Origin of the sequence: Actinomadura sp. KC345, assembly GCF_004348515.1 — a bacterium.
GTDB lineage: Bacteria > Actinomycetota > Actinomycetes > Streptosporangiales > Streptosporangiaceae > Spirillospora.
This window is the reverse complement of sequence record NZ_SMKH01000076.1, coordinates 15,599-28,498: the sequence shown is the minus strand read 5'-3', so window position 1 is coordinate 28,498 and position 12,900 is coordinate 15,599. Positions and strand designations below refer to the sequence as shown.

Below are 12,900 nucleotides of genomic sequence, written 5' to 3'. Positions count from 1 at the left end.
GTATGAGCGCGGCGGCGAGCGAGAACAGGTGACCGGGCCGGAAGGGCGGAGGCCGGAGCCAGGCGGACTCGGTCAGAGCGTGACAGTGTTTCTCGATCCATGCGGGGCTGTCCGGGTCACCGAGAGCACCGTGCAGTATGGCGACGTCCCGAAGCGTCGCGGCTCTCAGCGAAGGCCGACGGTCCACGCTGGACCACGCCTCGAATCGAGTCCGGATCAGCTCGACGAGTTGCTCACGTCTGGAGCGCAACGCATTAAGCAGATGAGGACGAGTCCCCTGGTGGGGCGGAGGCGGGTCCCGATCGAGCAATCCTGCGGCCTCACTCAGGGTGAATACCTGGTCAATCCGTCGGACCCGGTCCAGACGCTCGGCGGCGGCCTCCGGCTGGTCGATGACGGACAGGAGGTAGTCATGGCATCCCGGATGAGCCAAGCGCACCGTCCGTTCCACCGGAGAGTCGATGAGCCGGACCCATGTTGGTTCCAGCGTGTGCAGCGCGTTTCGCCAGGCGAAGGGGTCAGGCCGTCCCACCAGCTCGTGCAGGTCTGCGAGATCGACCGGCTGGGTGGGCAGAGTGGCCAGGGTCAGGACGATCTCCCGGCTGAGCTCGTTGAGGGGTGCAAAACTCACCCGCCACAGTTCCCCCGGGTCGTCGAACGTGCGCTGGAGCAGCGCGACGGCGTCGTCAGCGGTCGCGTCCTCACCAAGTCGCCGGCTCACGTGCTCGATCGCACGCGGACTGAAGTTCGGATGGCCGACGACACGGCTCATCCGGCGGTCGGCCTCGAGGCGCTCACTCTCGTCCGCAGGAAATCCGGCGAAGTGAAGGTGGGAGGTGATGATCGAGGTGCGGATGCTCCGGTCGATCTCGTCGAGGACGATCGTGTGCCGCCGCGGTCGGCGCACCGCTTCCTGCAGCTTGTCATTGATCGCCTGCTCGGCCGCGCGTAGCACTTGTGAGCGAGTGGTCAGGACGAGTCGCTTGCGTTCCTTTTCCCGGTGCACGGTCCCGATGAGGGACAGCAGGTCGGCCACGTCCGCGTCGGCGGTCGCCGTGAGACGCGACTGACCGAGGAAGTCGTCGTAGTAGAAGATCTGCCGCTCCGGACGCAGCGTCTCCCAGGCCTCGTTTGGCGAGCGGACCTGGACGACCTGCCAGCCCTCGGCGGCGGCCTCGAGTACGAGCTGCTTGGCCAGCGTTGTCTTCCCCGTGCCGGGCAGGCCCGTGATCACGCATAGGCCCGTCGCGGCGAGACCGTCGCGGGCATCGCGAGCCAGCGGCACTTCGATCCATCGACGGCAATCTTCGGCCGCCTCCCGCAGCAGGACCTCCGTCCGGTTCCACACACCCGCCCGCAGGACCCGCTCCAATGCCGCGGTCGACGACAGCCACAGTTTGAAGTGCCTCTTTACGATCTCGGGGTCATCGCGCAGAGCATCGTTCAACCGGTCCGGCCCCCACACATCGCTGGCGGGGATGCGCAGCGTCTCCGCAAGCTCGGACTGAACCTCAGCCGTGATCGGACGCGACGTGACGAGCAGGTACCGGTCGGCCTTCCGCCACCCCTCCTTGGCCAGTTCTTTCTCCACAGCCGCTTTGAGCTGCGCGGCGGTGCTCCCGACATAGTGTTTACACTGACCGATGATCGTGTACCCGGTGCGGGTGATCTGGCGAAGATCGATTCCTCTGTCGCGGCCTTCCGGGTACGTCTGTAGGTTCAGTCCCTCGGCGCTGTTGAGCACGTCCCTGGACAGGCGTTCGAAATCGTGGGGGGAGAGGTTGCGGAAGTCGTAAACGGCCATTGTTCCCCTGGCGCAGGCACTGCACGGACGGAGATGATGGTACTTCCTCATCAGGAGATCGGAGGACCCACGTGCAAGTCGTCCAAATGACCCATCTGCTGGTCGCCCATGGGGAGAGGCCGCGTCCGCCGCGCCTCCAGCCGATCGCCGAGGTCGACAACTTCCTCAGCGCCCACGTCGAGAGACTGTGGAACAGCGCGAACGCCCGTGATTCGCCCCCGCCCGCGCATTTTGTGAACGAGGAGGCATGCCAACCATTCGACGGTTTACTCGAGGGGGACGACCAGACGTTCCTGACGGCCGCGCACAGCCTCGCGTGCCGACTGGTGGCGCGGATGAACAAAGTGACGAAACCGGGCCTGCTGGTGGCTGTAAAAGCGCAGGTGGACGCTAACAATTCGGTTGCCGGGGTGCTCAAGCTCCAGGTGGACGCCGAGAACGGCGCCATGCTCCGTCAGCTCGAGACCGGCGAGCTCCAGCTGGAAGCGGTCAAGGACCTGCTGGACCGTCCCGGACGGCTGCAGAAGGGGGCGCTTGTCTCCACTCGGCTCGACGCGGGCCGGGCCGTCTGCGGTGACCTCCAGCGCAACGCCCACTACTTTCCTGCGGCGCTGGGCCTGATCGTCCACCCTCGGCCACTCCAAGCAGCCAAGCACTTCTTCGACGCCATGGACGAGGTCGATCCGGCACTGACCGGTCTGGTCGCCGAGGCGTTCGCCGAATGCCGGCCGGGACCGGTCGTCGAGGTGCTGGAGGAGATCGCTGCCAAGGTGGAGGGTCTCACCGGCTCGGTTCGAGCCGAAGTCGAAGCTCGGCTGCGTGGCCTCGCGCAGCCGGTGTTCGAGCTCGACACCGGCCAGGATGTCAAAGAGAAGTACCCTATCGGCAGCGTCACGGTGCTCGGCCCCATCGCCGACATGCGGCATCTGGTGCGCAAGGAGCGGACCGGCGACGGCCGCTGGCAATTGGTGATCGAGATCGACGAGGAGCCCGTCGGCGCATGGGTGTGACACACGGTGCCCCCGGCCCGGCCGTGCCTGCTCGAGCCGGTGCGGAACGGACAAAGGCAAGCCCGCGGCGGTGGTAGATTCACCAGACTGGTGATCGTCACGGCGGCGCGGTGCGGGTGTGCCCGGTCAGCAGGCGACGTGGGGAAGGGGTGCTTGCGTGTCTGCCCTGACCGACCCCGGCTTTCTGGTCCCCGGCGCCCGGGTCCGGCTCCCCGGCCACACCGACACCGTGACGCTCGTCCAGGCCAAGCCAGGTCCCTTCTGGGACCTCGTCTACCGCACCGACGCCGGAGTTCTTCGCGACCTCACCCTCGCACGGGACGAGCTGCCGCTCGTCGAACGCGTCGGCTCCGCTGGCGAGCGCTCCTACAACGCCGATCCGGTGGCCTTCCGGCTGGGCGTCGAGGCCCGTCGCATCGACATCGCCTTCCGGCACGACATGGCCGCGCTCGCGGTGTCCAACATCACGCCGCTGCCGCATCAGCTTGAGGCAGTCTACGAACACTTCCTCCGGCAGCCCCGGCTGCGCTTCCTGCTCGCGGACGACCCGGGGGCAGGAAAAACGATCATGACGGGGCTCTATGTCAAGGAGCTCCAGCTGCGTCGGGCGGCGGACCGGATAATGATCGTCACACCGGCCAACCTGCGTACCCAGTGGCAGCGCGAACTCGCTGAGCGGTTCGGCATCGACGCGGTCCAGTTCGACCGTGCGCTGCTGGACGCCCATCCGACGCAGAACCCGTGGGACCTGCACGATGTCGTCATCATCTCGCGGGACTTCCTGAAGACCGAGAGCGTCGCCGCCTCGTTCGCCGCCGCCGAGCGGGAGTGGGACCTGGCCGTCTTGGACGAGGCGCACGGTTACACCCTCCAGGTGGACGGCAGGGGCCTGATCTCCAAGAAGTCGGCACGGTACAAGGCGGCCGAACAAGTCGCCGCCCGAGCCCACAGAATCATCCTGCTCACCGCCACCCCGCACTCGGGCCGCAACGAGTCGCTGTGGGGTCTGCTGCGCCTGCTGGACGTGGACGCCTATGGAGACCGCTGCCCGCCCGCTCTCACGCTCAACCCGAGGCACTACTCCAGGACGTCCAAGGAGCAGATGGTCGACCTGCGGGGGCACAAGCTCTTCAAACCGCGCCACCCGCACACGGTCGGATACGAGCTGACCGGGGCCGAGTGGGCGCTGTATGAGTCCGTCACCACCTTCGTCTCCAAGCAACTGGCCGAGATCCGTGGATCCGGGGGGCCGTCCACGGCGGGGTTTGCCCTGACCACGATGCAGCGGAGGCTCGCCTCCTCGGTGCGCGCCATCCGTCGCACGCTCGAACGCCGTGTAGATCGGCTGGAGAAGGCACTCGAAGACCCGGCGGCCTACCTGCGCGGACGCCGCGAGCTGCGCGAGTATGCCCTGGGAGACCAGGATGCGACCGAACTCAGCGAGCAGGAGGTCTGGGAGCGCGAGGAGGCGGCGCTGGAACGGTGGCTGCCCGACACCGAGGCCGAACTGCGTCTGGAGCTAGAGGCGCTCGGGCCGCTGCTCGCCCAGGCCCAGGAGGTCGAGCGGCAGGGGAGCGAGCGCAAGCTCTCCGAACTGCTCGACGTCGTGGCCCGGGAAGGCCTGCGTGACGACCCCGCGAAGAAGCTCCTGATCTTCACCGAGCACAGGGACACGCTGGACTACCTGGTCGAGAAGCTGTCACCCGACTTCGACATCGCTGTCATCCACGGCGGGCTGAAGCTGGCCGAGCGCATCGGGGCCGAGCGGCGGTTCCGCGAACAAGCCCAGATCATGGTGGCCACCGAGGCGGCAGGAGAGGGCATCAACCTGCAGTTCTGCCACCTCATGGTGAACTACGACATCCCGTGGAACCCAAACCGGCTCGAACAACGGATGGGCCGGATCCATCGCATCGGCCAGACCGAGGACGTGCACATCTTCAACCTCGTCGCCACCAACACCCGCGAGGGACGGGTGCTGGAGACGCTGCTGCGCAAGCTGAAGCGCATGAGCGATTCGCTCGGTGACCCTGTCTTCGACGTCATCGGAGAGATCTTCGCCGGCTACCGCCTGCGCGACCTGCTGGAGAGCGTCATCGCGGGTTCGGTCGATCCGGACGAGGCGGCCCGCCGGTTCGGCGACGACCCCGACGAGTTCGACCCTGCCATCATCGGGCGCGCCCGCGAACTGCTCGGCGGCGCATTGGCCACCGCGCACATCGACTGGCGAGCCGAGCGCGATCGGGCGCGGCGAGCCGAGGCCCGCCGCCTGCCCCCGCGCTACCTCGAACGGTTCTTTCGCGACGCGATCGCCTTTGCGGGCGGCCAGACCGCGGACCGGCTCGATCCGGGAACGCTGCGGGTCACCCGCTCGCCGGATACGCTGGTCGCCCGTTCCCGGGTGAGCGGTGCGACCCGGCTGATTGCCCCAGAGTACCGGTGCCTGACCTTCGATCGGGGCGTCGCCATGCGCCCGGCGTCGGTGCGCCCGGCGAAGGACGCCCCAGCCCCAGAACTGTGCGGGCCGGGCCATCCACTGTTCGACGCACTCGTCGAGTTCGTGATCGAGCGGACCGAACGGGATCTCGCCCGCGGCGCGGTGTTCCGTTCCCCCGGGCTCGACGAGCCCATGCTGCTGCATGTCCTCACCGCGGACGTGTTGGACGGCAACGACGAGGTCGTGCATCGGGCAATCGCGACCATCGACGAGTCCGGGGGCGAACTCCGGGAGGCGCGCGGCTTTTTCTACGACGTGCTGCCCGCCGAGCCCGAGCGGGGCCCGGGTTCCCTGCCGCTGTCCATGGGCACGGAAGACCTGGTCAATTGGGCCCGGCTGCACGTGTTCGAGGAGCCGTACCGGCAAGCCAGAACCGAACGTGAGGAGACCGCCCACATCCAGGAGGACTTTCTGGAGCGGTCGTTCCGGGCCGTGCTCGCCCGTCAGGACCAGGAGATACTCGCCCTTGAGGACGAACTGGCTGATGGCGTTCAGGGCGTGGAGGGCCGCCTGCGCAAGGCCGAGCTCGCCAAGGCACAGACACGGGAGCGCCGTCAGATCAGGCTTGAGGAGACCCGGCGTGGCCGGGCGGTCCGACGCGGCCCCGTGCGTCCTCTCGCGACCTGTGTGGTTCTGCCCGGCCCCGCCGCGGGCCCGGCCGGGGGGGACGCGGCCGGGCTGAGCAACGCTGAGGTCGAAGGCCTCGCAGTCGAGGTGGCGCTGCGGCACGAACGCGAACGCGGCGCGGTCGTCGCCTCGGTCGAGGCCGACCACGTCGGCTTCGACCTGCTGTCGCTGCGAGATGGTGAGCGCCGCTGTATCGAGGTCAAGGGACGCGCGGGCGTAGCCTCCGTCGAACTCACGTGGTCTGAGTACGCCAAAGCGGTTGAACTGGGCGACGACTACTGGCTTTATGTTGTGCTGGACTGCGGCACCCCCTCCCCCCGCCTCTACCGCGTCCAGAACCCGGCCAGGACCCTGGTCGGCAGCATCCAGCCGCATCTGGACGTGCGCTACGGCGTCGCTCCCGAGCCGGTGATCGACGCAGCGGAGGCGGAGGCTACGTGAAACACGCCCTGATCGAGGAACAGATCCCGCTGGCCCCAGTGAACGAGGCCTCCGCCAAAGAGAAGCACCTGCGGCACGGGAACATATCCACCATGCACCTATGGTGGGCCCGGCGGCCGCTGGCCATGTCCCGGGCGGTGGTGTTCGCCAGCCTCGTCCCCGACCCGCGGAACGAGGACCGGCGCAGGGAGCTGCAGAACGCCATCGCGATGGCCGCTCCTTTCAAGGAGGCCAACAGCGGCGACTCCGCGAGGATCAAGCGGTTGGCCGCCGAGCTGTCCGCCGCCTGGCAGGGACGGCGCCCGAAGGTTCTGGACTGCTTCGCCGGAGGCGGCGCGATCCCGCTGGAGGCCCTGCGGCTCGGCTGCGACGTGACCGCGACCGACATCAACCCAGTGGCCCACATCCTGCAGCGCTGCGTGCTGGAGTATCCGGCGAGGTTCGGCGGGCGGGACGGCGAGGGGCGCCTGCCTCTGGTCGACGACTTCGCCAGATGGGCGCAGTGGGTGCGCGACCGCGCCGACGAACGTCTCGCCGAGGTCTACCCGTCGGCCCGCTCCGCACGCCGCGTGGCCGCCTACTTCTGGGCACGTACCATCCCCTGCGCTGACCAGAGCTGCGGGCGGACGATCCCGATCATCTCCTCACGCAAGCTCGCCGACTCGTCCCGGCGGAAGGCCGGCGTCGAGTACGACGTGTTCGACGACCGCATCGAGCTGCGGGTCGTCCAGTGCGTCCCGACGGGCGACGAAGACTGGAAGCGCGGCACCAAGACCAGTCGCGGGTCGAGCGTCACCGTAACCTGTCCGGTCTGCGGGTCGTCTTGGCCGGACCGGGAACTGCGCGCCTACGCCCGCGAACACGGCTTCGGCCAGTACCTGTACGCGGTGATGGAGGGCGGCGAGGCCGGACGCTCCTACCGCGAACCCGACGCCGCCGAGGTCGAGGCGGCCGAGTCCGCGCTGAAGCTGCTAGACGAACTCGATGAATACCCCGAGGGCACCAGCGCGGTACCGGACGAGCGGCTGGTGAAGTCCCAATACCGGCGTTATCCGAACCTCACTTATGGCATCGACACCTGGGCGAAGATGTTTATGCCGCGGCAGCGCTACGTGCTGGCGGTGCTCGCACAGACCGTCCGGGCGGCGCACCAGCAGATGCTGGCCGAAGGCATGGCCCCGGACCGTGCTAAGGCACTTGCAACCTATCTGGCGCTTGCCGTTGACCGCATCGCCGACTATGGCTCATCACTTGTGACCTGGGTTCCTTCAGGTGAGTTCGTCACTCACACCTTTCCCCAGCAGGCTGTTCGGATGTCGTGGGACTTCACCGAAATCGATCCGCTGGCCGACGGACCGGGCAACTGGCAGGGCGCCATTGGCTGGATTAGGCAGTCCCTCATACACTGCTGTACCGCCACAGCGGGCAATCCGGCCGATGTGCGGCGGGTGAACGCGCAGGAACTGCCGTTCGGCAGCGGGGAGTTCGACGCGGTCATCATCGACCCGCCCTACTACGACGCCTTCCAGTACGGCGACCTTTCGGACTACTTCTACGTCTGGCTCAAGCGCAGCATCGGTCACCTGTACCCTGAGCTGTTCCTCACCCCGCTGACCCCCAAGCAGGCAGAGGTCATCGAGAACCGCGCGGACAAGAACTCGGCCGAGTACGTCTCGCACGCCGACTTCGAGAGCCGCCTCCAGCGGGCCCTGCATGAGGTCGCCAGGGTCGTGTCCGACGACGGGATCGTCTCCCTCGTCTTCGCCCACACCGATGTCGCCGCGTGGGAGCGCCTGCTGCAGGCGTTGCGTCACGCCGGCCTGATCGTCACCACGTCCTGGCCCATGCATTCCGAACGCGAGGGGCGCACGACCGACAACGTCGGATCGGTGCTCGGCTCCTCGGTGGTGCTCGTGTGCCGCAAGTCGGGTGGCCGTGGCGACGGCTTCTACGACGACGTCGTGCGGGAGCTGGACGAGCGCCTGGCCGAGCGCCTGGCGACGTTCGAGGAGATGCGGCTCGTCGGAGCCGACTACTTCGTGTCCGCGGTCGGACCGGCATTCGAGGTGTTTGCCCGCTACTCGCGTGTGCTGCGGATGTCCGGCGAGGAGGTCAGTGTCCGTGAGTTGATGGTCCTGGCCCGGGAGGCGGTCGCACGCCACGCCATGCGCAAGCTGCTCGGCAGCGAGACCCTAACGTCCCTGGACGACCACTCGTTGTTCTACCTGACGTGGCGCTGGGCCTACGATGGGCACTCGATCGCCGCGGACGACGCGTACATGCTGTGCCGGGCGTTCAACCTCGACCTCGACCGGCTGCTTCGGCTGCGCCTGGTGGAGAGGCGGGGCTCGGGCGGTGACCGGTCCTACCGGCTGCTCGGCCCGCGCGACCGCGGCCATACCGTCCTCAGTGACTCTCCCGACCTGATCGACGTCATGCACGTCGCCTGCAGGCTGCACGCCGAAGGGCGCACGAACGAGCTCGCCGAGGTACTCGGCGCGACGGGGGCTGCGAACGAGCCGGGGTTCTGGGCGATGGTGACCGCCATCGCCGAAGCACTGCCCGACGGGGACGACGAGCGCAGCCTGCTGCTCGGACTCGGCGGGAACCGGGACGGCATCAGCGAGGCCGCCGCCAGGCATGCCGGCTCGACTTTCGGTCGTCTGTTCTGAACGGAGGGGTCATGGTCGAGTTGCAGCCGTGGTTGGACGTCGTCAAGCCACATCGCGACATCGCCGAAGGCACGTTCTCTGAGGAGATGTTCGCGGCCGACCTGGGCACGGTGGCGGCGGGAGCGGGACTGAAGGAGTACCGGGACCCCGTCACCTTCGCGTCCAAGACCTACCTGACGGCCAACCTGCGTACGGCGCTAGTTGAGATTGGTCGCCGGCTCGCAGGCGAGCCGACGGTCCCGGCGGTGCAGCGACTCCAGACGGAATTCGGCGGGGGTAAGACGCACACCCTGCTCAGTGCCTACCACCTGTTCGGCTCGCCGGAGATGGTCGAGCACACCGGCCTCGCAAGGGACCTGAAGAAGCACCTCAAGGGCGGCGTGGTGCCCAAGGCTAGGGTCGTCGTCCTTGACGGCGGCGGGTTGGGCCCGACCGCTGAGACCATGCGGGACGGCACCGTGGTCCACACCCTGCTCGGCCACCTGGCCTGGCGGCTGGGCGGGGCCGAGGCCTACGAGGCCGTCCGCGAACAGGACGAGAAGCTGCTCGCCACCTCCACCCTGCAACTGCAGCGCCTGCTGAAGCAGTACGCACCCTGCCTGATCCTGTTGGACGAGGCCACCGAATACCTGACCAAGGTTATGGAGATGCGCGCGGTGGAGGGGTCACTGGCCGCCACAACGCTCACCATGCTCAAGGAGCTGTCCACGGCGGTCTCGAACACGCCCTCGGCCTGTCTGGTGGCAACCCTCACCTCGTCCCGGAACGAGGACTACGCGGCGGTCACCGGCACAGACATGCACGAGCGTGTGTCCAAGGCGATCGGCCGGGTGGAGCATGTGGTCACCCCCGTCGAGGGCGACGACGTGTTCCCAATCCTGCATACCCGGTTGTTCGAACATGTCGGGGCCGAAGCGGATCGCGCGGCCGCCGCCGATGCGTTCTCCGCGTACTACGACCAGTGGGGGGACTCGGTACCGGGGCATTTTCGCGAGGCGGAATACCACTCAAGGATCAAGGCCGCCTACCCGTTCCATCCCGAGCTGCTCGACCTGCTTAGCAACCGCTGGGGCTCGCTGTCAGGATTCCAGCGCACCCGCGGCGTGCTGCGCATCCTCGCCCACACTGTCAAGGCGCTGAAGAAGGCCGGCCACCGCGGTCCGCTGATCCTGGCTGGTGACGTCCCACTGGATGACGCGGGGGTGCGGGCCGAGGTCATAAAGATTTCCGGGGAGTCCTTCAAGGCCGCTCTCAACGCCGACATCATCCGCGGGGACTCCAAGGCCGCGCAGGTCGACAGGCGGGCGGGCGGTGAAGCCGAGGCGGGCCGGGTCGCCGTGCGGCTGGCGACCACTGCATTCCTGAACTCCTTCGGCTCCGACCGGTTCCCGGGCGCCACCAACCACCAGATGATCACCGGTGTCGGGCGACCCGGCCTGAGCAATGGAGTAATCAAGGACGCGCGGGACGCGCTCAAGAACACCGCCTGGTACATGCGCTACGAGGGAGGGCGCTATCGGTTCACCACCGAGCCGAACCTCAACAAGGTCATCGTCGAGAAGGAGTCGGCCGTCCCCGACGACGTGCTGGCCGCGTTGCTCGACGAGATGCTGCAGAAGATGGCCCCGAACCAGGCTCCATGGAAGGTCGTCCGAAACGTCCGGCAGAGCGTGGAGCTGCCCGACGAGCCGCGGCTCGTGCTGGGGTTGCTGGACAGCACATACCGGATTGGGAGCAACGAGACGGCCGAGACGCTGGCGCACGCCAAAACCGTGCTCACCGAACGGGGAACCGCGGGACGGACGAACAAGAACACGGCCGTGCTGGTCGCCGTAGACGCGTTCCTCTGGGACAAGGCCAGGAACGAGGCCCGCACGCTCGCCGCGATGCGCGACCTGCGCGACGACACGCACAGGCTCCGGAGGTTCAACGGCGAGCAGCGCGAGGACCTGCTCACGCGCATCGCCTCCTTCGAGGGCAGGCTGCCGCACAAGGTCGTGATGGCCTACCGGCAGCTGATATCGCTGGCGGGTGGCACGGACGGTAATGGCGGAACGGTGGTCGATCAGGACGATCTCGGCCCGGCTCCCGCGGGCAAGACCATCGTCGCCCAGGTGACCGAGTTCCTCCGGGCCAGGGACCGGCTGCTGGACGGCCTGGCGCCGGGCGCGCTGCTGTCCGCGCGGTTCGCGCTGCTCCCCGAAGGCCAGGAGGCCGTGGAGATACGACGCCTGCTGGACGCCTTCCACCGCTTTCCACGATTGCCCCGTCTGTCCTCCCCAGAGGTCCTGCGTACGTGCCTGGTCAACGGCGCCGCGCAGAAGCTGTTCGCGCTCGCCTCCGGCACCTCCTGGGACGCGCCCGACGCTGTGATCAGATTTGGTGAGTCCGTGGACCCCGGCGAGGTCGAGTTCCAGGACGGCACCTGGCTGGTCCGAGCGGCGACGGCACAGGCGCTCCTAGACGCGCGCAACCCGCAGCCGGAACCCGAACCGGAAGACGAGCCCGAAGGGGGAGACCCGCGCCCCGGCCCCGTCCCGGGGCCCGGTTTGCCGCCGCCCCCGGGTGGAGGGTCCCCCGAACCAGAGCCGCCTTCCGGGCCGCACCGGTTGAGCGTGCACGTTCAGGGTGTGCCCGCTGACAAGGTCCGCGACGTCGTCAAGACGGCCGTGCTGCCGTTCGCCACCGAGGGAGCCGAGGTCGTGGTGGACTTCGTCATCGCGGTCGAGGCCGACGTCGCTTTCGAGCCACACACGCTGGACCTGGTGGTCAAGGAGGGGCTTCGTCAGATCGGTGTCGAGCACCAGGTGAACGATCCCGACCAGTGAGGTCGCGGACACACCGGCGGCCGATCTCGGAGTGTCGGTACCGGAAATGCTGTTCGGCTTGTCTGTTGTGTGCGTCAGCGCACGACAGCTCTCCCAGGGTCGTCCTGAGGGAGCTGTCGCCTATTCCGTACACTGCTGGACTCAGCCGCCCGCGACTGTGCCGGAGCTACGGGCTGCCGTTGCTGGACATGAGGTGCAGGAGATCGGCGGTGACGACTCGGTAGGTGGTGCCTATGCGGATGACCTTGCAGGGGAAGCGGTTGTCGCGGGCCAGTTGGTAGGCGCGGGTTCGGCCAAGGCCGAGGGCGCGGGCGGCGGTCTCGATGGTGGTTGTGGTGGGGAGGGCTGCGAGTTCCTCGTGGGTCATAGGCTTCATATTCAGGCCTCCGGAGTGTTCGCGCGGCGGGGACGGAGGAAGCGGCTTCGCTCGCTGTCAGGAGGCGGTGCGAGGAGCGGGAGCGGCGGATCGGTTATCGGTCTGGGGAAGTCCTTGGCCGCCGCTGCTACGCCGGCGTCGTCCAAGTGCGTTTTGCCCTCGATGGTTGGGGGCGCTTCGCGTATGCGGGAAGCGCGGGAGTGGATGGCGTTGATGGCCGATTGGGCTTCGCTGAGGGCCGCACAAAGTGCTCGGGCGTGCTGCCTGGCTTCGGCTAGAGCTTGGCCGTGACGGCTCAGGACGTCAGCGAGGTCTTCGGTCTGGCCGTGACCGAGACGGTCGGCTTGCAGCTCCCGGAGGAGGAAGCGGTTGATCTGGTCGAGCACCTGATCGAGGCCATAGGTGGCTACGCTGAGGTTGCCGAGGATGGTGTACGCGGTGCCGGGGAGGGTGAGACTCGGAGGGCCAGCCGTGGCGTAGTTGAGCTGGCGGATGTGTTCGTAGAGGTTGCTCGCGAGGTCCGCCGTTTGGTCGTCGTTACGAGCGGCAGCGGGAGCCCGCCTGTAGTCGGTCATTTGAATGTGTCCATGTAGATACGAGGAGGCCCGCATGGGGGCTGTGGTCGGTCATGGCTTCGCCTCTCTT

At 67.8% G+C, this 12,900-nt stretch carries 7 protein-coding genes; 4 read left to right on the top strand and 3 right to left on the bottom strand.

The window, feature by feature from the left end:
• A partial coding sequence (locus E1281_RS15290) for a restriction endonuclease (protein ID WP_165958943.1) occupies nucleotides 1–1,804 on the bottom strand: 1,804 nt, incomplete at its 3' end.
• A gap of 86 nt (nucleotides 1,805–1,890) precedes the next feature.
• Between E1281_RS15290 and E1281_RS15285 the strand changes: the two genes are divergently transcribed.
• From E1281_RS15285 to E1281_RS15270, 4 genes are all read left to right on the top strand, one after another.
• Nucleotides 1,891–2,814 (top strand): hypothetical protein, encoded by a 924-nt coding sequence (locus tag E1281_RS15285; RefSeq protein WP_131878617.1) that lies wholly within the window; start codon nucleotides 1,891–1,893, stop codon nucleotides 2,812–2,814.
• Nucleotides 2,815–3,196: 382 nt separating this feature from the next.
• Entirely contained in the window at nucleotides 3,197–6,379 is a 3,183-nt protein-coding gene (locus tag E1281_RS15280; RefSeq protein ID WP_131878615.1) for a helicase-related protein, read from the top strand.
• The gene (locus E1281_RS15275; RefSeq protein WP_165958942.1) at nucleotides 6,376–9,051 is read left to right on the top strand and encodes a DUF1156 domain-containing protein; all 2,676 of its coding nucleotides are present in this window, start codon (nucleotides 6,376–6,378) and stop codon (nucleotides 9,049–9,051) included. The genes E1281_RS15280 and E1281_RS15275 overlap by 4 nt, the downstream gene beginning before the upstream one ends.
• An 11-nt stretch (nucleotides 9,052–9,062) precedes the next feature.
• Nucleotides 9,063–11,879 (top strand): DUF499 domain-containing protein, encoded by a 2,817-nt coding sequence (locus tag E1281_RS15270; RefSeq protein ID WP_131878611.1) that lies wholly within the window; start codon nucleotides 9,063–9,065, stop codon nucleotides 11,877–11,879.
• Nucleotides 11,880–12,045: 166 nt separating this feature from the next.
• Here the strand turns inward: E1281_RS15270 and E1281_RS15265 are convergent, their stop codons facing one another.
• Nucleotides 12,046–12,246, bottom strand: coding sequence for a helix-turn-helix domain-containing protein (locus E1281_RS15265; RefSeq protein ID WP_131878609.1), 201 nt, complete (start codon nucleotides 12,244–12,246; stop codon nucleotides 12,046–12,048).
• 11 nt (nucleotides 12,247–12,257) lie between these two features.
• The gene (locus tag E1281_RS15260; protein WP_131878607.1) at nucleotides 12,258–12,830 is read right to left on the bottom strand and encodes a hypothetical protein; all 573 of its coding nucleotides are present in this window, start codon (nucleotides 12,828–12,830) and stop codon (nucleotides 12,258–12,260) included.
• Nucleotides 12,831–12,900 lie beyond the last annotated feature (70 nt).